This window comes from Massilia solisilvae, assembly GCF_024753215.1.
Classification (GTDB): domain Bacteria; phylum Pseudomonadota; class Gammaproteobacteria; order Burkholderiales; family Burkholderiaceae_D; genus Telluria; species Telluria solisilvae.
Genome location: NZ_JANUGV010000002.1, coordinates 671024 through 694116, shown reverse-complemented (window position 1 = coordinate 694116; position 23093 = coordinate 671024). Strand labels below are relative to the sequence as shown.

Below are 23093 nucleotides of genomic sequence, written 5' to 3'. Positions count from 1 at the left end.
AGCGTACTCCATGAACGAACATCTGACACGGCGCCGCTTCCTCGGCGCCGCAGCCCTCGCCTTGCCCGCGTTTTCCGGCAGCGGCGCCTTTGCGCAGGATGCGCGCGAATCGCTAGGCACCATGCAAGGCAAGCCCATGTCCGGCCCGCATCCGCTGGAAACGCTGATGAAGGCCCACCCGGCCACCATGCGCGAGGAGCTGCACGGCGTGCACCCGCGTGTGTACACCACCAGGGCGGGGCTGGAAGAGCTGCGCCAGCGCGCCCGCGGCAGCCACCGAGCGCAATGGCAACAGGCGCTGGCGGGGCTGACCGCATTGCGCGAAGACCCAGCCCCCGCTCCGGCACAAAAGCGCCGCGCGCAGAACAACACGGCGATCGGCATCATGGGCGCGGCGCTGGCCTGGCAGATCGAGGGCGATGCGCGCTACCTGGCAGCGGCCAAGCGCTACATGGACGCGGCGGTCAGCTACCAGGTCTGGGGCTACACCTACAGCAAGCCCGACATCGACCTGGCCGCCGGCCACCTGCTGTACGGCCTGGGGGCCGCCTACGACCTGCTGTACGACGCGCTCACCGAGGAAGAACGCAAGCGCTACCGCGACAAGCTGGTGCGCCAGGCCACCATCCTGGCCAACCACTTCATGCCCAAACCGGGCAAGTCCTACTCGTACAGCCAGAACCACTGCTTCATCCCGGTCGCGGGCCTGGCGGTGGCAGCCTACGCGCTGTGGGACGAAGTGCCGCAGGCTGCAAGCTGGGCCGCGCTGTCGCGCGCCATCTTCAGCCGCGTGCTGGAAGTGGCCTCGCCGGACGGTTACTTCTACGAAGGCGTGGAGTACTGGATCTTCTCGATGCCGTGGATTGTCCACGCGCTGGACGCCTTTGCCCATGCGGCGGGCGACGACATGTACGACACGCCGGCCCTGCGCAGGGCGCACCTGTACATCGCCCATTCGCTCACGCCAAACGGCCAGGACGTGTTCGATTTCGGCGATGTGTTCGAAGGCCCGGTCACGCGCTCGCGCATGGGCGAGGAGCCGGTCCGCACCCACCCCGGCGGCAAGCTCAATTCCAATTTCAACCTGCTGTACCGGCTGGCCGCGCGCTTCGGGAACCCGGAAGCGCAAGGCGTCGCCGACTGGATGGCTTCACTTGGCCATGTGTGCGCGGAAGACTTCTGGACCTTGCTGTGGCGCGACAGCGCGCTGCGCAGCACGCCGATATCGGCGGTGAAGCCCTACCACCACTTCGACGACCTGGGCACGGTGTACTGGCGCAGCGACTGGACCGACAAGGCCACCGCCTTCGCCTTTCGCGCCGGTCCGCCGGAAGGCCACCATGTCGCCACCATCCTGCCCAAGCTGCCGGACTGGCACCTGGAGATGGGCCACTCGCATCCCGATGCCGGCAGCTTCATCCTGTACGGCGGCGGCACCTACCTGACCGGGCCGATGGGCTACGCGGGCATCCCGAGCACCAAGCTCAATAATGCCCCGCTCATCGACGACAAGGGCCAGGCCAACGAAGGCGGCGGGCATGACGCCTTCCGCGATTACCCGTACGCGCGGCTGGACAGCATTCGCATCACCGAGGCCAGGCTGGGGCGCGAGCGCGCCGACATCACGGCCGAACTGGCAGGCGCCTACAAGCCCGAACTGGGCGTGGAGAAGCTGCAGCGCCGCTTCAGCTATGCCAACAAGGCCTGGACCGTGCGCGACACGCTGGTTGCCAGCAAGCCGGTGGCGCTGACCGCGCAGGTGCACGGCGACCGCGCCATCCGCAAATCGGGCGAGCATGGCTTCGTGGTCGAGGGCGAGCCAAGCTCGCTCAAGGTGCAGGCCCAGGCTGCCGCGCTGAAGGCCGACATCGTGCCGGGCGTGGTGATCGCGGCCGGGCCTCCGGGCCATGTGGACCAGGGGCCGCGCGAAGAACGGGGCATGGTGCTGCGCCTGTCGCTCCCTGCCAGCAAACGGGCCAGCCTGACCACCCGGCTGTCGTTCTGAAAGGTGGGCATGCGCGTACCCGACGTTATCACCGTGGGCGAAGCAATGACCCTGCTGATCGCCCGCGAGCCCGGCCCGCTGGAGACAGTGCGCGAGTTCGAACGCGCCACGGCGGGGGCCGAACTGAATGTGGCGGTCGGCCTCTCCCGGCTGGGCTTTCGAGTCGGCTACATCAGCCGCCTGGGTGCGGACAGCCTGGGCCGCAACCTGCGCCACTTCATGGAAGCGGAAGGGCTGGACCTGCGCTGGCTCCGGACCGACGAACATTATCCGACCGGCTTCATGCTCAAGCAGATGGTCAGCGACGGCAGCGATCCGCAGGTCGAGTACTTCCGGCGCGGCTCGGCGGCCAGCCACCTGTCGCCGGCCGACCTGCCGGCGGCGGACAGCGAGGCTCGCCAGGCCCGGCTGGTCCACCTGACCGGCATCTCGCCGGCGCTGTCCTCCAGTTGCCGTGAACTGGTGTTTGCGCTGGCGCGGCAGGCGCGCGCGGAAGGCCGCATCGTCAGCTTCGACCCCAACCTGCGGCCACGCCTGTGGCCCTCGCAGGCGGTGATGATCGAAACCCTGGAGGCGCTGGCCGCACACGCGGACCTGGTGATGCCCGGCTTGTCGGAAGGCCGTCTGCTGACCGGCCGCGAACACCCGGACGACATCGCCCGGTTCTACCTGGCGCGCGGCGCGCGCATGGTGGTAATCAAGCTGGGACCGGAAGGCGCCTACGTCGCCACCGATGGCTACACCGGCCTCGTGCCCGGCATGCCGGTGCAAAACGTGGTGGACACCGTGGGCGCCGGCGACGGCTTTGCGGTGGGTGTCATCAGCGGCCTGCTCGACGGGCTGCCAATCGAGGCGGCAGCGGCCCGCGGCAACGCGATCGGCGCGCGGGTGGTGCAGTTCCGCGGCGATTGCGACGGCCTGCCCACCAGGCGGCAGCTGGGCCTGTAGCAACTACAAGAATCAAGAACAGATGGAGACCAGGCATGAATACAAACACGATCAAGGGCCTGAGATGGCTGGTGATCACGCTCGTGGCCATTGCCACGATCATCAACTACATCGACCGCTCCGCCCTGGCCGTCATGTGGCCCGGCATCGCGTCGGACCTGGGCATGGACAAGCGCGACTACGCCAACATCCTGTCGGTATTCCTGGTCGGTTACGCGGTCGGCCAGTCGCTGTTCGGCAAACTGTTTGACGCGCTGGGCACGCGTATCGGCTTCCTGCTGTCGATTCTGCTCTGGTCCGGCGCCATCGCCCTGCACTTCATGGCGCGCTCGGCGATGTCGTTCGGCTTCTTCCGCGTGCTGCTGGGCGTGGGCGAAGCGGGCAACTGGCCCGGCGCCACCAAGGCCATCGCCGAATGGTTCCCCGTGCGCGAACGGGCGCTGGGACAAGGCATCTTCGGAGCCGGCGCCTCGCTCGGTTCCGTCATCGCGCCGCCGCTGGTCGCTGCCCTGTATGCCTGGGTAGGCTGGAAGAGTACCTTCCTCCTGACCGGCGCGCTGGGCTTCATCTGGATCGTGCCCTGGCTGATCCTGTACAAATCCGGCCCCGGCGCCCATCCGTGGATCAGTGCGGAAGAACGCGCCTACATCCTGGATGGGCAGCGCGCCGCCACGCCGCAGGCCGCCCGCCAACACGACTACGTGCCGACGCTGGGCCAGCTGCTGCGCCACCGCCAGAGCTGGGGCGTGATCGCCGCGCGCTTCTTCATCGATCCCGTGTGGTGGCTGTTCGTCAGCTGGCTGCCCTTGTACCTGAACGAACGCTTCCACTTCGACGTCAAGCAGATCGGCATGTTCGGCTGGGTGCCGTATGTCGGCGCCGCGTTGGGCGCCCTGCTGGGGGGCTGGGTGTGCGGGCGCCTGCTCGAGCGCGGCTGGTCCGTCAACCGTGCGCGCAAGCTGGTGATTGCCTCGGGCCTCTTCATCATGCTGCCCGCCCTGCTGCTGAGCGCCGCCGCAGAGACGCCCCTGCTGGCCGTGCTGTCGATCGGCGTAATCCTGTTCGGCTTCCAGGCCGCGATCACCAACATCCAGACTTTGCCAAGCGATTTCTTCTCCGGGAAAACCGTCGGCACGCTGGCCGGTTTGAGCGGCACGTCGGCGGTCCTGGGCGTCATCATCTGCATGCAGCTGGTGCCGGAGCTGACCGCGGGCGGCAACTACACGCCGTTTTTCGTGCTGGGAGCGCTGCTGCTGCCCCTGGTTTTCATATCGCTCTGGCTGGGCGGCACTGTCGCCCGCGTCCAGGCACCTTGAGGAGCCAAGAATGAAGAGGACCTTCACCACCGCCCTGCTGCTGGCCATTGCATTGGCCGTCGGCCCCACGTACGCGCAAGTCCCGTCCAGGCTCAGCGCCTCGGAAGCCTTCGAAAAGCAGGACAACGGCGTGTTCCTGAAAAAGCACGCCAGCTTCCTCGAGCGCGGCAAGAGCCCGGTCGGCCTGCTGTTCATCGGCGACTCCATCACCGAGCGCTGGCGCGTCGCGCCGCACATCTGGGACCACTATTACGGCAAGTACCAGCCAGCCAATTTCGGCATCGGCGGCGACCGCACGCAAAACGTGATCTGGCAGATCGAACACGGCGAGCTCGATGGCCTGTCGCCCAAGGTCACGGTACTGATGCTGGGAACGAACAACAGTCTCGATTACACGGCCGACGAAATCGCCGCCGCCGACCGCAAGATCGTCGGCATGATCCGCGCCAGGCTGCCGGACACGAAGATCCTCATCCTTGGCGTCTTCCCGCGCGGCCCACGCAATGCCAAGGGAGGCCCGATCACGCCGGAGGCGGTCGAAGAGGCGGCCAAGCGCATGAAGACCATCGCGGCAGTCAACCAGCAGCTGGCCAGCCTGGACGACGGCAGGACTATTCGCTACCTCGACATCACACCGGTCTTCCTGGGCCAGGATGGACGCATCCCGAACTCCATCATGCCGGACCAGCTGCATCCGGGTCCCGCAGGCTACCAGCTGTGGGCCGACGCCATGCAGCCGCTGCTTGAAAGCATGCTCAAATGAAGGCGGTCGCCTGCGCGCTCCTGTCCTGCGCAGTGAGCGCTGCCGCGCAGGATTACACCCCGCAGTCCACGCTGGAACGCCTGTTTGACCTGGAAGGCAAGCCACCCTACCGCGCGCCGGGCACACTGGTATTTAGCGCGCTCGAGTCGAAATACGACTCCGGTCACGGGCACGGCTACCGCAACGAACTGAAGATCGCCGACCGCCTGCGCCACAGCGCCGCCCAAACGCGCGAACACTTCTCTGCCCGCGTCACGCCATCGCTGCCGGACGGCGCCAAGTCCATCGTCGCCCAGTACCACGCAGTGGGTCTGGACACCATCCTGAAAGTCTATGTGCAAGACACGGCCGAGCGCAAAGGCCTGGATGGAAAGGCCAACAACGGCGTGTTCGACATCATCGCGCGCATCACAGGCGCCGCTGGCAAGGAGACGGCGACCGCGCTGGGCACGGTCCGTTCGGGCGAAAGCTTCGATATCGACATTGCACTGAACGCCGGCCAGGCGCAGGTCAGCGTCACCACGGCGGCAGACGGCACCCGGCAGACCGAGCCCACGCAAGTGAAGCAGGACAGCCGCGCCATCTACTTCAAGTTCGGCGACTACCTGCAGGCGCTGGACCCCGCCACGCAAGCCCATACCATCGAGGCGGCCAGATGGGACCAGTACTACCAGCAGCAGCACATCACGGCCGAGCACATCACCTTCAGCCACACCGTCTTCGAACGCAGGGAACAACCATGAACACGACCGTATCGCGCGAAACGCTGACGGCCCTGGCGACGATCGCCACGTCCACCCTCACCACCCTGCTGTACAAGCGCGGCTTGCGCAACGTCTTCGTGCAGGGCGCGCGTCCGCTCAGGACCGGCCAGCGCATGGTCGGCCCGGCCTACACGCTGCGCTACATCCCCGCGCGCGAGGACCTGGACGGTGTGGATGCCTTCCTCGACCCGCGCCATCCGCAGCGCGTGGCGGTGGAGGAAATTCCGGAAGGCGCCGTGCTGGTGATGGACTGCCGGGGCGACACGACGGTGGCGTCGGCCGGCAGCATCCTCGCCACCCGCATGCAGGTGCGCGGCGTGGCCGGCATCGTCACCGACGGCGGCCTGCGCGACGCGACCAGCATCGCCGCCCTGGAGATACCCGCATGGTGCTCCGGCCCCTCCGCGCCGACCAACCTCATACGCCACCATGCGCTTGACATCAATGCGCCGATCGGCTGCGGCGGCGTACCCATCTATCCCGGCGATATCATGGTCGGCGACGATGACGGCGTGGTCTGCATTCCGGCCCACCTGGCGGCCGACATCGCGCGCGACGCCGTCGAGATGAACCGCTACGAGGAGTTCGTGCTCGAGCGCGTGAGAAGCGGGGCCAGCGTCATCGGGCTCTATCCCCTCACCACGGAGGAAAACCGCGCGCTGTACGAGGACTGGCTCAGGCAGGCATCCTGAGGCGCAAGGACAGCTCGCCAGGATTGCGTGCCAACGCCTGGCTTGTGTAAGATCGGCCCACCATGAGCAACCAGGCCGACAATCCCTGCCTGTCGTGCGGCGCCTGCTGCATGACCTACCGCGTCTCGTTCTACTGGGCCGAAGCGGACGAGCGCGGCCTGCCCTCGTCCATGGTCGAACACGTCACCCCGCACATCTCGTGCATGGCCGGCACCAACGCCAGCAGCCCGCGCTGCGTTGCGCTGGGCGCCGGCACTGGGGGCCCGATGGCCTGCGGCGTGTACCAACAGCGGCCGGGCCCGTGCCGCGAGGTGCAGCCGGGTGACGACAAATGCCAGCGGGCCCGCGCCCGCCACGGCCTGGCGCCCCTGGACGGCGCGATTTAACACCGAGCTTACAAAGTCGGCCGCGCCACCGCATATTTGTTGTGCCGTCGCCGCATCGAATGCTTGAGCTGTGCCCGAAAACTGGTACAGTCGCAGGATTCACGACGGAGCATCCATGCCGAAAAACCTGAGTATCAAGAATAAGCTGACCTTTGGCCTGGGCGCGATGGTCGCCAGCATTCTCTTCCTCCTGGCGCTCGCGCTGCACAACTTCCGCAGCCTGTCCGAAGCCGACGACTGGAACCGCCACACGCTCGAAGTGCTGCTCGAAGCGAACCACGTCGCCACCTCCGTACTGCAGGTACAGACCTCCACCCGCGGCTTCCTGCTCACCAGCGACGAAAGCCTGGTCGAGCCGATCACGGCGGAATACCGCAAGGCGATCGACCACCTGTCCCGCGCCATTGCCCTCACCGCCGATAACCCGGGCCAGCAGGCGCGCCTGAAGCAGCTGCAGCCGGTGCTGGACAAATGGATGGACGACGCCATCCTGCCGCAGATCGAGCGCACCCGCTCCGCGGCCAAGGCCGGCCGCTTGCCGGACGCCTCCGGCACCTACAACGCGGTGCTGTCCGGCGCGCGCACGGTCGCCTCGTTACGCGAAATCATCCGCCAGGTCGAGACCGAGGAGCAGCGCCTGATGGCGATCCGCACCCGCAACGCAGAGGAAGTCGAAGCGCAGATGGCGCTGTCCCTGTGGCTCGGCGGCGCCGTGACGATCGTGCTCGCCGTGCTGATCGCATGGGGCCTGCTGCGCGCCCTCGCCCTGCCGCTGCAGCGCCTGACCAGCGCCGCGCGCGAAATCGCCGCCGGCAACCAGGCGGCGCGCGCCGAGGTGAGCTCCAACGACGAACTGGGCCAGGTCGCGCTTGAATTCAACCGCATGGCGCAGGCCATCGAGGACAGCCAGGCCAAGGAACAGGCCAGCACGCGCGAACTGCGCGCCAAGGTCGATGCGCTGCTTGGCGCCGTCTCGCGCGCCGCGTCGGGCGACCTGACCGGGGGCACGGCGATCCGCGGCAGCGACGCCATCGGGCGTTTGGGCGAAGGCCTGGACACCATGTTCAACAACCTGCGCAGCCTGATCAACAATGTGCAGGCCGCCGGCATCCAGGTCACCACCTCGGCTACCCAGATCGCCGCCGCCGCGCGCCAGCAGGAAGCGACCGGCGTCGAACAGGCCCAGACCAGCGTCGAGATCCTGTCCACCACGCGCGAGATCGAGGCCAACACCTCGCAGCTGCTGCGCACGATGGAAGAAGCCACCACCGTGGCCGAATCGACCACCAGCGCCACCGCCGGCGCCCAGGACAACCTGCAGCGCATGGACCAGACCATGCAGAACATGGTGGCGGCAACCGATTCGATCACCGCCAAGCTGGCCGCACTGTCCGAAAAGGCGAACAACATCAACAGCGTGCTCACCACCATCACCAAGGTGGCGGACCAGACCAACATCCTGTCGCTGAACGCCGCGATCGAGGCCGAGCGCGCGGGCGAGGCCGGGCGCGGCTTTGCCGTGGTGGCCACCGAGATCCGGCGCCTGGCCGACCAGACCTCGGTGTCGACCTGGGACATCGAACAGATGCTCAAGGAGATGCAGTCGGCGGTATCGGCCAGCGTCATGGGCATGGACAAGTTCTCGGAGGAGATCCGCCGCAGCGTCGGCGAAGCGCGCCAGGTGGCCCTCCAGCTTGGCTCGGTGATGGAACAGGTGCGCCAGCTCACGCCGCGCTTTGACCTGGTGCTGCAGGGGATGCAATCGCAGGCGGTGGGCGCGCAGCAGATCACCGAAACCATGATGCAGCTGTCGGACGCCACCCAGCAGACGGTCGATTCGCTCAAGGCCACCAGCGAGGCGGTGCACGAGCTGCAATACGCCGCCGGCGAATTGCAGTCGTCGGTCGCGAATTTTTCGGTGAACGCCTGAGCAACCGATGAAGGTACTGGTGTTCCACATTGGCCGCGAGCGCTTCGGGCTGCCCCTGGCGCTGGTGACGCGCGTGCTGCCGGTGGCGCAGCTGGCGCGCCTGCCGCTCGCGCCGGACTACGTGCCGGGCCTGCTGGACCTGCACGGCGAGCCGGTCCCGGTGGTGGACCTGTCGCGCCTTGCCGGCCACACGCCGGACGCGGTGCGCTACGACACGCGCTTCCTGCTGGTCGATTACCCGCCGCCGGGCGGCGCCATGAAAAAGCTGGCGCTCAAGGCTGAATGCGTGTCCGGCGTCGAGGCGCTGGACGAGGCCCGCCTTGCGCCCAGCGGCGTGGCGGCCGCGCCCTTTCTCGGCGTGGTCGCCAGCGGCGAGCGCGGCATGCTGCAACTGGTGGACATCGACGCGCTGCTGCCCGACCACGTGCGCGCCCTGTTGTTCCAGGCCGAGGGAGATGCCGCATGAACGCGCACGACATCCTGCTGCGCGAGACCGGGCTGGACCTGGACGCGGCCACGCTCGAGCGCGCGCTGCGCGAGCGCATGGAATGCCTGGGCATCGCTGGCCGCGCCGAGTACCTGGCACTGCTGGCCGGGCCCGAACTGCACGAGCTTGCCGAGCTGGTGGTGGTCCCGGAATCGTGGATGTTCCGCGACCCGGCCGCGTTCAAGGCCGCGGTGTCGCACGTGACCGCCCAGCTGGCACGCCACCCGGGCCACGTGGCGCGCATCCTGTCCGTCCCCTGCGCCGGCGGCGAGGAGCCGTATTCGATGGCGATGGCGCTGCACGACGCTGGCGTGCCGCCCGCATCCTGGCGCATCGACGCAATCGACCTGTCGGCGGCCTCGGTTGCCCGGGCCCGCGCCGGCCACTACACGCGCAACGCTTTCCGCGGCGCCGGCCTTGGCTTCCGGGACCGCCACTTCAGCCAGGACGGCGGCGGCTACCTGCTGCGCGAGGATATCCGCGCCCATGTCCACATCAGCCAGGGCAATTTGTTCGCGCTGGACATGGCGGCCAACGCCGGGCGCTACGACGTCGTGTTCTGCCGCAACCTGCTGATCTACTTCGACGACGCCGGCATTGCCCGCGCTGCCAATATCCTGGGCCGGCTGCTGTCGCATGCCGGCATGCTGCTTGCCGGCCCGGCGGAAGCACCGGTGCTGTGCCGGCACGGTTTTGCGCAATTGCCGCTGGCGGGCGCGTTCGCGCTGCACAAACAGGGCTGCCCGCCCGCGATTGCGGCGGCGGCCCGTCCCAGGCAGGGCTTGCGGACCATCGCGCCGGTTCCGCTCAAGGCTGCGCCGCGCCCCGCGGCGCCGCCCCTGCCCGCAGCCGCTCCCGCGACCCCAGAGCTGCTCGCGCTCGCGCGCCGGCAGGCCGACGGCGGCCAGCTGCGCGAGGCCGCCGCCACGTGCCAGGCCTTGATCGCGCGCGCCCCGGACGAGCCGGACGCGCACTTCATCCTTGGCCTGGTGAGCCAGTGCCAGCGCGATGCGCGCAGCGCCGAGCGCCACTTGCGCCAATGCCTGTATCTGGCCCCGCGCCATTACGATGCGCTGTGCGCGCTTGCGCTGTTGGCCGAGGAGGCGGGCGAGCCGGCGCAGGCGGCCATCTACCGCCAGCGCGCGGCGCGCTCGCATGCTGGCGCTGACGGGAGCCGGGCAGCATGAACGGCGCCGCCTACCCCGAACACGGCTGCTGGAACCGCGTGGGCGTCGCGGGCGACCGCAGCTGCCCCGAACTGGCGCATCACGCCCACTGCCGCAACTGCCCCGCGTATGCCGAGGCGGCCCAGCGCACCATGCAGCTGCCGGTGGAACCGAGCTACCGCGCGTTCTGGGCCGAACAGCTGCGCCGGCCGCCGGCCCAGGCGCAGAGCGGCAACGCCAGCGCGATCGTGCTGCGCATCGGCCACGAATGGCTCGCCCTGCCTTCGGCCATGGTGCTGTCGGTGGCGCCGCTCGCGCCCGCCCACCGGCTGCCGCACCGCAGCGCCGCCGCTCTGCTGGGCGTGGCCAATGTCGGAGGACGCCTGCTGCCGGCGCTCTCGCTTGCCCCCCTGCTGGGCATCGACGGCGCCACTGCCCCGGAAATTTGCGGCCGCCACGTGTTCGCGCGCTTGCTGATCGTCGATGCGAACGGCCAGGCTTGCGCCGTGCCGGTGGACGAACTGCATGGCATGGTGCGTTACGCCAGCGCGCAACTGGCCGCGCCGGCGGCCACGGTCGAGCGCCCGAGGCCCGCGCACCTGGACGGGGTGCTGGCGTACGATGGCTTGCAGGTGGGCGTACTCAATGGCGAGCAGGTCGCCGCACGCTTGTGGGGGCTGCTGAAATGAGCCCGGACCAGGACCTGAGCGCCTTTTCGCTGTTCGACCTGTTCCGGATGGAGGCCGAGGCCCAGGCCCGCGCGCTCACCGACGGGCTGCTTGCGCTCGAACGCGGCGCGGGTCCCGGCGCGCTCGAACCGCTGATGCGCGCGGCCCATTCGATCAAGGGCGCCGCCGCAATCGTCGGGCTCGATCCGGCCGTGCAACTGGCGCATGCGATGGAAGACGCGCTGCTCGCGTTGAGCCACCAGCAAGTCGTGCCGTCCGGCCGCATCGACGCGCTGCTGGCCGGCGTGGACTTGCTGCTTGGCCTGGCCCAGGTGGACGAAGCCCAGGCGCAGGACTGGCTGGCGGCCAACGAGACCGCGATCGAGCACGCCATCGGCGCGATCGCGCGCGGCGAGACACCCGGCGCCGCCCCGGTCCCAGGCACGGCGCCTGCCGCCCCCCTGCCCCCGGCGCCGCCGGCGCCCGCCGACACGGCCGACGAGCTGCTGGCCCTGGCCAGCCAAAGCCGCCTGCAGGCGCGCCAGCTGCAGCCCTGGATCGATTCGCTGCATCGCTACAAGCGCAGCCAGGCCGGGATGCTGGCCCTGATCGAACAGCTGCATGAAGCCGCGGCCGCCCACGGCGATCCCCGGCTGCTCGCGCTGTCCTCGGCCGCGCTGACCCAGGCGCAGCCGCTCAAGGGCGTCCTGCTGCGCCACATCGCCGAGGCCGAGCAGTACGAGCGCAACGCCAGCGCCGTGTCCACCCGCCTGGTGGACGAGGTGCTGGCGTTGCGCATGTGCCACTTCGGCGACGGCACCCGCGCGTTTGCGCGGCTGGTGCGCGACCTTGCGCGCAGCCTTGGCAAAGAGGCGCGGCTCGAGATCACCGGCGACACCACGCTGGTCGACCGCACCGTCCTGCCCCGCATCGAGAACGCGCTCAACCAGGTGCTGCGCAACGCGCTCGACCACGGGCTGGAATTGCCTGACGAGCGCATGGCGGCCGGCAAGCCGCCCGAAGGCGTGATCCGCATCGATGCGCGTCATCGCGGCGGCATGCTCGTGATCTCGATCGCGGACGACGGCCGCGGGGTGGACCCGGAACGCATCCGCGCCGCCGCCGTGCGCCACCAGCGCGCCACGCCCGCCATCGCCGTCGCGCTGTCGGATGCCGAGCTGATGGAGTTCCTGTTCCTGCCCGGCTTCAGCCTGAAGGAAAGCGCGAACGAACTGTCCGGCCGCGGCGTGGGCCTGGACGTGGTGCACGAGCTGGCGGTCGCGCTCAACGGGTCGCTGCGCGCGCAGTCGCAGCCGGGCCAGGGCTTCGGCCTCGTGCTCACGCTGCCGCTCACGCAGTCGATCGTGCGCGCACTCATCGTCGAGGTGCAGGGTGAACCCTACGCGCTGCCGATCGCGCGCGTCGAGCGCGTGCTCAAGCTGCCGCAGGCGGCGCTGTCCACGCTCGGCGGCAACCAGTTCTTCGAACTCGACGGCCAGCACGTGGGCGTGGTGGCGGCAGCCCAGGTGCTGGCGCTCGGCGCGCCCGAGCCGGCGGACGAGCTCGCGCTGGTGGTCATCGGCACCGGCCGCGAACGCTACGCGCTGGCGGTGGACGCGATCCTGGGCGAGCAGAGCCTCACCGCCCAGCCGCTCGAACCGGTCTTCGGCACCCTGCGCGACATCGCCGCCGGCGCGCTGCTCGACGACGGCGCCCCGGTGCTGATCCTCGACCTGCCCTCGCTGCTGGTCTCGATCGGCAAGCTGCTGTCCGAAGGGGCGCTGCAGCGCGTGGAGCAGCCGCGCGGGAACAAGGCCGGGGTGCGACGCATCCTGGTGGTGGACGATTCGCTCACCGTGCGCGAAATGGAGCGCAAACTGCTCGCGGCGCGCGGCTACCACGTGGACGTGGCGCTGGACGGCATGGACGGCTGGAACATGCTGCGCAGCGCCGACTACGACCTGCTGGTGAGCGACATCGACATGCCGCGCATGGACGGCATCGAACTGGTCACGCTGGTGCGCGCCGACCCGCGCCTGCAGCGCATGCCGGTGATGATCGTCTCGTACAAGGACCGTCCCGAGGACCGCGCGCGCGGCCTGCAGGCCGGAGCCGACTACTATCTGGCCAAGGGCAGCTTCCACGACAGCGCCCTGCTCGACGCCGTGTCCGACCTGATCGGCCCGCCCTGGCGATGAGGATCGCCATCGCCAACGATTCGCGCGCCTCGGCCGAGGCGCTGCGCCGGGTGATCGCCGCCGGAACCGGCCACGAGATAACGTGGATCGCGCGCGACGGCAACGAGGCGCTGCGCCTGTGCCTCGAGGACCGCCCCGACCTGCTGCTGATGGACCTGTTCATGCCGGGCCTGGACGGCATCGAGGCGACGCGCGCAATCATGCGCCGCGCGCCGTGCGCCATCCTGGTCGTGACCGCCGACCCCAAGGACCACGTGGGCCAGGTGTTCCGCGCGCTCGGCGCGGGCGCGCTCGGCGTGACCGCCACGCCAGTGCTGCCGGGGCGCGCGGACGGCGCCGAGCTGCTCGACAGGATCCGCACCATCGGCAAGCTGATCGGGAAGCCCTCGCGCCAGGCGCTGCTGCCGGAAACGGCCAACGGCGTGCGCCGGCTGGTGGCGATCGGCGCCTCCACCGGCGGCCCGCTGGCGATCAGCACCCTGCTCGGCCAATGGCAGGCGCCGGCGGACGTGGCGGTGGTCGTGGTGCAGCACATCGACGCCGCGTTCGCCGGCCAGTTCGTCCACTGGCTCGGCAACCAGCTGGCGATGAAGGTGCGCGCCGCCGAGGAAGGCGACCTGCTGGCCGGCGGCCAGGTGCTGGTCGCGCGCACCAACGACCACCTGCTGCTGTCGCCCGAGCTGCGCCTGCGCTACCACGTCGAACCGCGCGACCTGGTGTACCGGCCGTCGGTGGACGTGTTCTTCGACTCCGTGGCGCAGCACTGGCCGCACGAGGCCATGGCTTTTCTCCTGACCGGCATCGGCCGCGATGGCGCCGCCGGCCTGCTCGCGCTGCGCCGCGCCGGCAAGCACACCATCGCGCAGGACCAGGCCACGAGCGCGGTGTACGGCATGCCGCGCGCCGCCGCCGAACTGGGCGCAGCCGCCCAGATCCTGCCGGTCGGGCACATGAACAGCCTGTTGCAGGCTACAATGCCCGGCCCAGCCTGAAACGATGCGCACCCGCGATACCGTAATGATCGACGCCACCCCACCACAACCCCACGAGCAAGCCGCCAAGGTGCGGGTGCTGCTGGTCGACGACCAGCTCATCATCGTCGAGGCGCTGCGCCGCATGCTCGCCGGCCAGCCCGACATCGAGTTTCACTACGTGACCGACGGCGCCAGGGCGCACGCCACCGCGCGCGAGGTGGCGCCCACCGTGATCCTGCAGGACCTGGTGGTGCCCGGCACCGACGGCTTCGACGTGATCCGTGCCTACCGCGAGGACCCCGTGCTGCGCCATGTCCCGGTGATCGTGCTGTCCGCGCGCGAGGACGCCAAGCTCAAGGCCCACGGGTTCGCGGTCGGCGCCAACGACTACCTGGTCAAGCTGCCCGACCGGATCGAGCTGCTGGCGCGCCTGCGCTACCACTCGGCCGGCTACGTCAGCCGGCTGGAGCGCAACGACGCCTTCCGCCGCCTGGCCGAAAGCCAGGCCGAACTGGAGCGCGCCAACGCGGCGCTGCGCAAGCTGGCCGCGCTGGACGGCCTGACCGGCATCGCCAACCGCCGCCGCTTCGACGAGACCATCGCGGCCGAGTGGCAGCGCGCGCTGCGCAGCAAGATGCCGCTGTCGCTGCTGCTGTGCGACATCGACAACTTCAAGCTGTACAACGACGCGCTGGGCCACCCGGCGGGCGACCTGTGCCTGCAACAGACGGCGGGCGCGCTGGTGGGCTGCCTGAAGCGCCCGGCCGACCTGGCTGCACGTTACGGCGGCGAAGAATTCGCCGTGCTGCTGCCGGACACGAACATCGACGGCGCCGCCCGCCTTGCCGAGAGCTGCCGCGCGCGTGTCGAGCGGCTGGGGCTCGACCATCCGGGGGCAGAGTGCGGCATGGTCACGCTGTCGATCGGCGTGGCCAGCATGGTGCCCGCCAGCGACAGCACCCCCGCCGAGCTGCTCGCCAACGCCGACAAGGCGCTGTATGCGGCCAAGGCGCGTGGCCGCAACCGCGTGATCGCCGCCGCGCACTGACGGCGCCGGCCAGAACGACAACGACAACGAGAGACACCCATGCACAAACCATTCATCCGCGCCGCCTGCTACGCGCTGGGCGCATCGCTGGCCCTCGCCGTCCCCGCCGCGCAGGCCCAGGCCGCCGACCCGGTCCACGTCCTGGTCAGCCAGCTGGACCTGGAACAGTACAAGGCCACGATCAAGGGGCTGACCCGGTTCGGCGACCGCCGCCAGGGCACGCAGCGCAACCGCGATGCGCTCGACTGGATCGAGGCGCAGCTCAAGTCCTACGGCTGCGCCAACATCGAACGGCTGGCCTACGACTTCACGCAACCGGCGCCGCGCCCGGCCAACGCCGCGCCGCGTCCGCAGCCGGAGGGTGGCCGTGGCGGCCCGGCCGGCCAGGGCGGCAGCACGCTGTTCGGCAACCGCGCGCCGACGGGCGTCAACAATGATCCCATGCTGCAGGCGGACGAACGCATCCGCGCGCTCGACGCGGAACCGGCGCCGGCCGGCACATCGAAGCGCCACGACATCTACTGCACCAAGGTTGGCAAGACGCACCCGGAAGAGATGTACATCGTCAGCGCGCACATGGATGGCATGGGCTTTGGCGAGGCGGCCAACGACGACGGCTCGGGCACCGCGCTGGTGATGGAACTGGCGCGCATTTTCAGCGCCGCCGGCGTGGAGACCGAGCGCTCGATCCGCTTCGCGCTGTGGAATAACGAAGAGACGGGCCTGAACGGCTCGCGCGCCTACGTGGAACAGCGCCGCGACTTGCAGGGCCTGGAATCGCCCAAGGGTTCGGGCAAGTATCCGGAACCAAAATGGCTGGGCCTGATCCAGCACGACATGATGTTGTGGGACCACGGCATGCCGGTGCCCAAGCGCGACCCGCAAGGCCGCCCGGTGCTCGATGCGAAGGGCCAGCCTGTGTTCGAGTCGCCGAAAGAGCAGCGGCTGGAGGCGGACGTGAACATCGAGTTCCAGTCCAACTCGAAGCTGGCCGATGGGTCGGCGAAGCTGGCGTGGTTCTTCCATGCCGCCAACGGCAAGTACGCGACCAATTACCCGGCCGTGGTGGGACCGCACATGACCAACACCGACTCCACTCCGTTCATGGACCTGGTGCCGTCAATTTCGCTGCGCGAGAACGAGCGCGGCATGCACATCGGCGCCGGCTGGGACCCGAACTGGCACCAGCCGAGCGACGTGTTCACCACGTACTCGGACAAGGACTTTCTGCTCGGCCTGAACGCGGCGCAGACGACGCTGGCGGCCGTGGCCCAGCTGGCCGGGGCCAAGGTCAGCAAATAGACTACGTCGTTCCGGCGAGCGCCGGGACGACGGCATGAATCAAAGATTGCGCAGGTCCGCCACCGGCTTGCTGCCAAAGCTGGCCGACAGCAGGTAATCGACGACGCCACGCGCGCACTCTTGCGGCGACGTGAGCTGTCCGGCCGCCTTCAGCTGCACGAACCGCTCGCGCATCGGGAAGTTGGCTTCGGGCGTGGCGCGGATCTCGGCCTGCATGCCGGTGTCGATCACGCCCGGCGCCAGGCTGCACATGCGCACGCTGCTGTCGCCATCGAGCTCGGTGGCTTGCGCATGCATGTCCAGCGCGGCCTTGGTCGCGCAGTACACGCTCCAGCCGGGATAGGCGTTGCGCCCCGCTCCGCTCGAGATGTGCACGATCCGCTTCTCGACACCCGCGGCGGCGCGCACCACGGCAGCTGCCAGCGCCATTGGCGCGGCCACGTTCAGCGACACCGCGCGCATCACCGCCTGCGGGTCCTGCCCGGAGAGCGGCCCGACCGGGCTGACCACACCGGCGTTGTTGACCAGCAGCGCAGTGCCGCAGCCCTGCAGGTAGGCCTGCAACGCATTGGACGACAGCCACGCGCCCAGCGCATCGGCGTCGGCCAGGTCGAACAGCATTTGCTCCAGCAGGTCGGGGAAATCGGCAGCCAGCGCATCCGAGCGCCCGCGCGCGATCCCGAGCACGGGCACGCCGCGCCCGAGCAGCTCGCGCGCGATCGCCGCGCCCAGCCCCTTGGTGTGTCCGGTGACAATCGCTTTCACGCCCTCTTCTCCTCTAGACGAAGACCGGTTCCGCTTCGAGCTGCACGCCGTAACGCGCCAGCACATCGGCCTGGATCGCGCGCGCCAGCCGCACCACGTCGTCCCCGGTCGCCCCGCCGTTGTTGACCAGCACCAGCGCCTGCTTCGGATAAACGCCGGCCGCCCCCATGTTCCTGCCCTTCCACCCGCACTGGTCGATCAGCCAGCCGGCGGCCAGTTTTTCGCTGCCGTCCGGCTGCCGGTGGTGGACCAGGTTCGGGAACGCCTGCAGCAGCCGTTCGCACTGCGCGCCCGGCACCACCGGGTTCTTGAAGAAGCTGCCCGCGTTGCCGATCACGGCCGGATCGGGCAGCTTGCGGCGGCGGATCGCGATCACCGCGTCGGCCACCTGGCGCGGGCTCGGCGCCGCGATGCCGGCCAGTTCGTTGGCCAGCTCGGCGTATTTCACGTTCGGCTGCCACGCCGTGGGCAGCGCAAAGGTGACGTCCAGCACGATCAGTCCCGCCCCTTCCGCATGCTTGAACACGCTGTCGCGGTAGCCGAAACGGCAGTCGGCCGCGCGCAGGGTGCGCGTTTGCCCGCTTGCGGTGTCGAACACCGTCAGCGCATGGAACAGGTCCTTGATTTCCGCGCCATACGCACCAATGTTCTGTATTGGCGCCGCGCCCACCGTGCCCGGGATCAGCGACAGGTTCTCGAGCCCGCCCAGGCCCTGCGCCAGCGTCCACTGGACGAAATCATGCCAGTTTTCGCCGGCGGCGGCGCGCACCAGGGTGCAGCCGTCTTCCTCGCCGGCAATCTCGCGGCCGCTGAGGGCCATGTGCAGCACCAGGCCGTCGAAGTCGCGGGTGAACAGCAGGTTGCTGCCGCCGCCGAGCACCAGCCGCGGCAGCGCGGCAAGGTCTGGATCGGCCAGCGCGGCGGCCAGTTGCGGCACCTCGGTCACCCGCAGGTAACGCCGGGCGCGCGCGGCAATGCCGAAGGTGTTCAGGGAAGCGAGCGAAAAGTCGGATGCAATGGGAAGGTCTGGCATGGAATTCGGGATGAAGCGACCGCAAGTGCATCCGATTATAGTGGCAAAAGCGTGCCCGTCCGGCAAAAAAGCCAGCCGCGTTCAAGGCTTGGCGGCGGGTTGTCCGTTAGAATATCGCCATTCATAAATTTGCAAGAGGATTCCCACCATGCCATCTTTTGATGTCGTTTGCGAAGCAAACATGGTCGAAGTGAAGAACGCGGTCGAGCAGACGGACAAGGAAATCACCACCCGCTTCGACCTGAAGGGCACCGGCGCCAGGATCGAGCAGAAGGACCGCGAGCTGACCGTCACCGGCGACTCCGAATTCCAGCTCGGCCAGGTCAAGGACATTCTGGTCAACAAAATGACCAAGCGTAAGGTCGACGTGCGCTTCCTGGACGAAGGCAAGGTCGAGAAGATCGGCGGCGACAAGGTCAAGCAGGTGATCAAGGTGCGTAACGGTATCGAAACCGAGGACGCCAAGAAGATCACCAAGCTGATCAAGGAAAGCAAGATGAAGGTGCAGGCCAGCATCCAGGGCGAATCGGTGCGGGTCTCGGGCGCCAAGCGCGACGACCTGCAGGCCGCGATTGCCATGCTGCGCAAGGATGTGACCGACCTGCCGCTGGAATTCAACAACTTCCGCGATTAGCGATTAAAAGAACGGTCGTTCGCTCAAAACCCTGTCGTTAAAGGGTCACGGCCGCGTTTTGCCCTCTTGCCTTGGGGTAGAATGATGGCCGCGTAAATTTCACCGGCGGGACCTCAAGGACCAAGGGGCAGTTAAGGATAGCAATGAAACGTGTTGATGATTTTCGCCTGCGTTTGGGCAACAAGGAATATGTGCCCATCATGATCGGCGGAATGGGCGTGGACATCTCGACCTCGGAACTGGCGCTGGAAGCGGCGCGCCTGGGCGGTATCGGCCACATTTCCGATGCCATGGTGCCGGACGTGTCGGACCGCAAGTTCGACACCACCTTCGTCAAGGACAAGACCAAGCTCTACAAGTTCAACATCAACAACATGGACAAATCGGTGGTCCAGTTCGACCTGGACCGCCTGGCCGAGGCCACGCGCCTGCACGTGGGCGCGACCATGGAAGCGAAGAAAGGCGACGGCCTGATCTTCGTGAACTGCATGGAAAAGCTGACCATGAACGCACCCAAGGAGACGCTGCGCACGCGCCTGGCCTCCGCGCTGGACGCGGGCATCGACGGCATCACCATGTCGGCCGGCCTGCACCTGGGTTCGTTCGAGCTGATCAAGGATCACCCGCGCTTCCGTGACGCCCAGCTGGGCATCATCGTGTCGTCGGTGCGCGCGCTGCAGCTGTTCCTGAAGAAGGTCGCGCGCCTGAACCGCCTGCCCGACTTCGTGATCGTCGAAGGCCCGCTCGCTGGCGGCCACCTGGGCTTCGGCATGGACTGGGCCCAGTACGACCTGCACACCATCATGGACGAGATCCATGCTTTCCTTGCCAAGGAAGAGCTGTCGATTCCGCTGATCGCAGCGGGCGGCATCTTCACCGGCACCGATGCCGTGGGCTTCCTGGAAAAAGGCGCCGGCGGCGTGCAGGTGGCCACCCGCTTCACCGTCACCCACGAGTGCGGCCTGCCGTACAACGTCAAGCAGGAGTACTTCAAGGCCAGCGAGGAAGACATCATCGTCAACGGCGTGTCGCCGACCGGCTACCCGATGCGCATGCTGCGCCAGACGCCGGCGATCGGCTCGGGCATCCGCCCCGGCTGCGAGTCGTACGGTTACCTGCTGGACGCGACCGGCAACTGCGCCTACATCAACTCGTACAACCGCGAGGTGCTGGCGCATCCGGGCGAGAAGAACATCTCGGTGATGGACAAGACCTGCCTGTGCACGCACATGCGCAACTTCAACTGCTGGACCTGCGGCTCGACCACCTACCGCCTGAAGGACACGACCCACAAGCTGGCCGACGGCAGCTACCAGGTCTTGTCGGCAGAGCACGTGTTCAAGGACTACCAGTTCAGCATCAACAACGAGGTCGCCCTGCCCCCGCGCGAAGACGCCGCGGCGGCCTGAGCCCGCTGCCCCTGACGACATGGCCACGCTTGCGTGGCCATTTTTTTTGGGCACTGCCGTTCCGCATCAGTAGCTCGGTCTTTTTTACCGGCTTTTCCACAACAGGAGGAACGCCGCGGCAACCCCGGTGTCCAAGTGCAAGCGCGGGCACTTCGCCGGAGGGAGATCGCATGTTCAGCACGGAGCCGAGGGAGCGAACCTCCTTTCTCGTCGACCAGGCCGGGAAAATCGTCAGCTGGAACGCGAACTGCGCGGCATTGTTCGGCCTGGCGGCCAGCCAGGCCATCGGGCAAACCGTGTGCACGCTGCTCGATCCGGCCTCGCGCGGCGAATGGTCCGAGCGTTGGGCGCAGCTGGTCGCGGCGGGCCACCCGGGCGAACTCACGGTCCGCATGCCGGCCTGCGGCGGGCCGGTCAGCCTGAACCTTGCCCCGCAATACGGCGCCGCCGCCGCGTTCGAGGGCTGTGTAGCCAGCGTCACCTCGGTCGGGACGCACGAATCGGAAGCGGAGCGCGTGGCCCGCACGCCGATGAGCACGATTGTGGAGATGTTCCCCGGCACTTTCTACGCCCTCAACCGCGACCGCCGCTTTGTGCTGTGGAACCGCAACCTCGAACGCCTGGCCGAGATGACGCCGGACGAACTGGCCGCAGCCAACGCGCTCGAGTTCTTCGACGTCAAGGAGCGTCCCCGCATTGCCGAAGCAATCCGGCAGGTATTCGATGATGGCAAGGAAATCCAGATCGAGGCCGACCACGTGACCCGCAGCGGCCGCGAGATCCCGATGCTGCTGTGCGGCACGCGGGTGCCCTGCATCGGCGGCGACTACCTGTTCGGCATGGGCCTGGACATCACCGACCAGCGCCAGCAGGAGCAGCAGCTGCGCCTGCGCGAACGGGCGCTGCATGCGGCCAGCAACGGCATCGTCATCACCGGCTGCGAGCGCCGCGACCACCCGATCGAGTACGTCAACCCGGCCTTCGAGCGCATCACCGGCTACAGCGCAGCCGAGGTGATGGGGCGCGACCCGCGCTTCATGGCCGTTCCCGACACGGACAGCAACGAGCGCAACCAGGTGCGCGAAGCGCTCGACGGGCGCCGCGCCGTCAACGTAGTGTTTCGCAACAGGCGCAAGAACGGCGAACTGTTCTGGAACGACCTGAACATCACGCCGGTGACCGACGAAACCGGGCACGTGACCCATTTCATTGGTGTCATGAACGACGTAACGGCCACCAAGCAGCGCACCGCGCACCTGGAGCACGAGGTCAACCACGATCCCCTTACCGGCCTGGCCAACCGCAACCTGCTGTGGGACCGGCTGGAACAGTCGCTGCACCTGGCGCAGCGCCACAAATCGCTGGTGGCCGTGGTGCTGATCGACCTGAACAACTTCAAGAGCGTCAACGACACCTTCGGCCACGAGGCCGGCGACGTGGTGCTCAAGGTCGTCGCCAAGCGCCTGCAGGCCTCGGTGCGCGACAGCGACACGGTGTCGCGCCTGTCCGGCGACGAGTTCGTGCTGGTGCTGGTCAACCAGCCCTCGCTGCGCTACGCCCTGCGCATGATCGAGCGCGTGCGCAGCGCCCTGACGATGCCGGTCTCGTTCAACCGCAAGGAAATTCCCGTCGGCGCCAGCCTGGGGGTGTCGGTGTACCCGCACGACGGCGTCACCGCGGCCGACCTGGTGCGCGCGTCCGACGTGGCGATGTACCACGCCAAGGCCAGCGGCCGCAACGAGGTTGCGTTCTTCTCGGCCGACATGAAATCGACCACCGAGGCCAAGCAGCGCCTGGAACACGGCATGCGCGAGGCGCTCGAGCGCGACGAGCTGTTTCTGGTCTACCAGCCGCGCGTCGATCTGCGCTCGGGCAAGGTGCGCGGCTTCGAGGCGCTGCTGCGCTGGCGCCATCCGGAAAACGGGGTGCTGCTGCCGTCCGCGTTCTTGGCCGAGGCCGAGGAAAGCGGCACCATCGTCCCGATCGGCAACCGCGTGCTGGACCAGGCCTGCGCGTTTCTCGACCGGCTCAAGCAGCTCGGTTATGACGAGTTGCCGCTGTCGGTGAACGTGTCGCAGCGCGAGTACTGCCAGCACGACTTCGTGGCCGGCATCGGCGAGCGGCTGCGGCGCTTCGGGCTGTCGCCGCACAACCTGGAAGTGGAGCTGCGCGAGGAGGCGCTGATCCGCAACCCCGGCCTGGGGCGCGACGTGGCCGCGCAGTTGCGCTCGCTGGGCACGCCGCTGACGGTCGATGCGTTTGGTCACGGCATTTCCGACCTGGCCTTCCTGCAGCAGCTGGACGTGGCGCAGGTCAAGCTGGCACGCTCGACCGTGCATGCGGCGGCGGGTGGCAAGCCGGCCGGCAAGCTGGCCAAGACCCTGATCGACATCGGCCACAACCTGGAGATGGCGGTGATCGGCGAGGCGGTGGAGACGCGCGCGCAGATGGAGTTCCTGGCGTCCAACGGCTGCGACCAGATCCAGGGCACGTGGTTCAGCGAACCGCTGCCGGAAGAGCAGGCCTGCGAGCTATTGAAGACGCGGCAATTTGCGTAGACAGCGCATCGCGGCAGCAGGCCGGGATCCATGCGGAGCGTCAGAAG

At 68.3% G+C, this 23093-nt stretch carries 20 protein-coding genes; 18 read left to right on the top strand and 2 right to left on the bottom strand.

Annotated elements, in window-relative coordinates; all coding sequences use genetic code 11:
- The first annotated feature begins 10 nt into the window (after positions 1-10).
- The 15 genes from NX773_RS11295 (at position 11) to NX773_RS11225 (ending at position 16647) form a co-directional block, all read left to right on the top strand.
- Positions 11-2005 (top strand): DUF4962 domain-containing protein, encoded by a 1995-nt coding sequence (locus NX773_RS11295; protein ID WP_258856420.1) that lies wholly within the window; start codon positions 11-13, stop codon positions 2003-2005.
- Positions 2006-2014: 9 nt separating this feature from the next.
- Positions 2015-2953 (top strand): sugar kinase, encoded by a 939-nt coding sequence (locus NX773_RS11290; protein WP_258856419.1) that lies wholly within the window; start codon positions 2015-2017, stop codon positions 2951-2953.
- Positions 2954-2988: 35 nt separating this feature from the next.
- Positions 2989-4269, top strand: a complete 1281-nt coding sequence (locus tag NX773_RS11285) for an MFS transporter (protein ID WP_258856418.1) — start codon at positions 2989-2991, stop codon at positions 4267-4269.
- Between the two features lie 10 nt (positions 4270-4279).
- Positions 4280-5032 (top strand): GDSL-type esterase/lipase family protein, encoded by a 753-nt coding sequence (locus NX773_RS11280; RefSeq protein ID WP_258856417.1) that lies wholly within the window; start codon positions 4280-4282, stop codon positions 5030-5032.
- Positions 5029-5775: a polysaccharide lyase family 7 protein gene (locus NX773_RS11275; RefSeq protein ID WP_258856416.1), complete on the top strand. Its 747-nt coding sequence runs from the start codon at positions 5029-5031 to the stop codon at positions 5773-5775. The genes NX773_RS11280 and NX773_RS11275 overlap by 4 nt, the downstream gene beginning before the upstream one ends.
- Entirely contained in the window at positions 5772-6488 is a 717-nt protein-coding gene (locus tag NX773_RS11270; RefSeq protein WP_258856415.1) for a ribonuclease activity regulator RraA, read from the top strand. The genes NX773_RS11275 and NX773_RS11270 overlap by 4 nt, the downstream gene beginning before the upstream one ends.
- 62 nt (positions 6489-6550) lie before the next feature.
- Positions 6551-6874: a YkgJ family cysteine cluster protein gene (locus NX773_RS11265; protein ID WP_258856414.1), complete on the top strand. Its 324-nt coding sequence runs from the start codon at positions 6551-6553 to the stop codon at positions 6872-6874.
- A gap of 115 nt (positions 6875-6989) precedes the next feature.
- Entirely contained in the window at positions 6990-8804 is a 1815-nt protein-coding gene (locus NX773_RS11260; RefSeq protein WP_258856413.1) for a methyl-accepting chemotaxis protein, read from the top strand.
- Between the two features lie 7 nt (positions 8805-8811).
- A complete protein-coding gene (locus NX773_RS11255; RefSeq protein WP_258856412.1) occupies positions 8812-9270 on the top strand; it encodes a chemotaxis protein CheW in 459 nt (152 codons plus the stop codon).
- Positions 9267-10478: a CheR family methyltransferase gene (locus tag NX773_RS11250; RefSeq protein WP_258856411.1), complete on the top strand. Its 1212-nt coding sequence runs from the start codon at positions 9267-9269 to the stop codon at positions 10476-10478. Before NX773_RS11255 ends, NX773_RS11250 begins: the two co-directional genes overlap by 4 nt.
- A complete protein-coding gene (locus tag NX773_RS11245) occupies positions 10475-11146 on the top strand; it encodes a chemotaxis protein CheW (RefSeq protein WP_258856410.1) in 672 nt (223 codons plus the stop codon). The genes NX773_RS11250 and NX773_RS11245 overlap by 4 nt, the downstream gene beginning before the upstream one ends.
- On the top strand, positions 11143-13323 hold the full coding sequence (locus tag NX773_RS11240) for a hybrid sensor histidine kinase/response regulator (RefSeq protein WP_258856409.1): 2181 nt from the start codon (positions 11143-11145) through the stop codon (positions 13321-13323). Before NX773_RS11245 ends, NX773_RS11240 begins: the two co-directional genes overlap by 4 nt.
- The gene (gene cheB / locus NX773_RS11235; protein WP_258856408.1) at positions 13320-14315 is read left to right on the top strand and encodes a chemotaxis-specific protein-glutamate methyltransferase CheB; all 996 of its coding nucleotides are present in this window, start codon (positions 13320-13322) and stop codon (positions 14313-14315) included. Before NX773_RS11240 ends, cheB begins: the two co-directional genes overlap by 4 nt.
- Before the next feature lie 25 nt (positions 14316-14340).
- A complete protein-coding gene (locus tag NX773_RS11230; RefSeq protein WP_258856407.1) occupies positions 14341-15345 on the top strand; it encodes a diguanylate cyclase domain-containing protein in 1005 nt (334 codons plus the stop codon).
- Positions 15346-15384: 39 nt separating this feature from the next.
- Complete coding sequence (locus NX773_RS11225; protein ID WP_258856406.1) at positions 15385-16647, top strand: M20/M25/M40 family metallo-hydrolase; 1263 nt, start codon at positions 15385-15387, stop codon at positions 16645-16647.
- 39 nt (positions 16648-16686) lie between these two features.
- Here the strand turns inward: NX773_RS11225 and NX773_RS11220 are convergent, their stop codons facing one another.
- Positions 16687-17412 carry an SDR family oxidoreductase gene (locus tag NX773_RS11220; RefSeq protein ID WP_258856405.1) on the bottom strand — a complete coding sequence of 242 codons (726 nt, stop codon included), beginning with the start codon at positions 17410-17412 and terminating at the stop codon, positions 16687-16689.
- A 13-nt stretch (positions 17413-17425) separates the two neighbouring features.
- Positions 17426-18445 (bottom strand): UDP-N-acetylmuramate dehydrogenase, encoded by a 1020-nt coding sequence (gene murB / locus NX773_RS11215; protein WP_258856404.1) that lies wholly within the window; start codon positions 18443-18445, stop codon positions 17426-17428.
- Between the two features lie 148 nt (positions 18446-18593).
- Here murB and NX773_RS11210 point away from each other — a divergent pair, with 148 nt between their 5' ends.
- From NX773_RS11210 to NX773_RS11200, 3 genes are all read left to right on the top strand, one after another.
- Positions 18594-19079 carry a YajQ family cyclic di-GMP-binding protein gene (locus tag NX773_RS11210; RefSeq protein WP_258856403.1) on the top strand — a complete coding sequence of 162 codons (486 nt, stop codon included), beginning with the start codon at positions 18594-18596 and terminating at the stop codon, positions 19077-19079.
- 143 nt (positions 19080-19222) lie between these two features.
- Positions 19223-20488, top strand: a complete 1266-nt coding sequence (locus NX773_RS11205) for a nitronate monooxygenase (protein WP_258822225.1) — start codon at positions 19223-19225, stop codon at positions 20486-20488.
- A gap of 170 nt (positions 20489-20658) precedes the next feature.
- Positions 20659-23046, top strand: a complete 2388-nt coding sequence (locus NX773_RS11200) for a sensor domain-containing protein (RefSeq protein WP_258856402.1) — start codon at positions 20659-20661, stop codon at positions 23044-23046.
- Positions 23047-23093: the final 47 nt, after the last annotated feature.

Bases quoted from the DNA above. Each gene is read 5' to 3' on its own strand.
- NX773_RS11255 (WP_258856412.1), top strand. From the start codon at position 8,812: ATGAAGGTACTGGTGTTCCACATTGGCCGCGAGCGCTTCGGGCTGCCC.
- NX773_RS11260 (WP_258856413.1), top strand. From the start codon at position 6,990: ATGCCGAAAAACCTGAGTATCAAGAATAAGCTGACCTTTGGCCTGGGC.
- NX773_RS11245 (WP_258856410.1), top strand. From the start codon at position 10,475: ATGAACGGCGCCGCCTACCCCGAACACGGCTGCTGGAACCGCGTGGGC.
- NX773_RS11280 (WP_258856417.1), top strand. From the start codon at position 4,280: ATGAAGAGGACCTTCACCACCGCCCTGCTGCTGGCCATTGCATTGGCC.
- NX773_RS11205 (WP_258822225.1), top strand. From the start codon at position 19,223: ATGAAACGTGTTGATGATTTTCGCCTGCGTTTGGGCAACAAGGAATAT.
- NX773_RS11285 (WP_258856418.1), top strand. From the start codon at position 2,989: ATGAATACAAACACGATCAAGGGCCTGAGATGGCTGGTGATCACGCTC.
- NX773_RS11225 (WP_258856406.1), top strand. From the start codon at position 15,385: ATGCACAAACCATTCATCCGCGCCGCCTGCTACGCGCTGGGCGCATCG.
- NX773_RS11230 (WP_258856407.1), top strand. From the start codon at position 14,341: ATGATCGACGCCACCCCACCACAACCCCACGAGCAAGCCGCCAAGGTG.
- cheB (WP_258856408.1), top strand. From the start codon at position 13,320: ATGAGGATCGCCATCGCCAACGATTCGCGCGCCTCGGCCGAGGCGCTG.
- NX773_RS11270 (WP_258856415.1), top strand. From the start codon at position 5,772: ATGAACACGACCGTATCGCGCGAAACGCTGACGGCCCTGGCGACGATC.
- murB (WP_258856404.1), bottom strand. From the start codon at position 18,445: ATGCCAGACCTTCCCATTGCATCCGACTTTTCGCTCGCTTCCCTGAAC.
- NX773_RS11275 (WP_258856416.1), top strand. From the start codon at position 5,029: ATGAAGGCGGTCGCCTGCGCGCTCCTGTCCTGCGCAGTGAGCGCTGCC.
- NX773_RS11240 (WP_258856409.1), top strand. From the start codon at position 11,143: ATGAGCCCGGACCAGGACCTGAGCGCCTTTTCGCTGTTCGACCTGTTC.
- NX773_RS11295 (WP_258856420.1), top strand. From the start codon at position 11: ATGAACGAACATCTGACACGGCGCCGCTTCCTCGGCGCCGCAGCCCTC.
- NX773_RS11250 (WP_258856411.1), top strand. From the start codon at position 9,267: ATGAACGCGCACGACATCCTGCTGCGCGAGACCGGGCTGGACCTGGAC.
- NX773_RS11200 (WP_258856402.1), top strand. From the start codon at position 20,659: ATGTTCAGCACGGAGCCGAGGGAGCGAACCTCCTTTCTCGTCGACCAG.
- NX773_RS11210 (WP_258856403.1), top strand. From the start codon at position 18,594: ATGCCATCTTTTGATGTCGTTTGCGAAGCAAACATGGTCGAAGTGAAG.
- NX773_RS11290 (WP_258856419.1), top strand. From the start codon at position 2,015: ATGCGCGTACCCGACGTTATCACCGTGGGCGAAGCAATGACCCTGCTG.
- NX773_RS11265 (WP_258856414.1), top strand. From the start codon at position 6,551: ATGAGCAACCAGGCCGACAATCCCTGCCTGTCGTGCGGCGCCTGCTGC.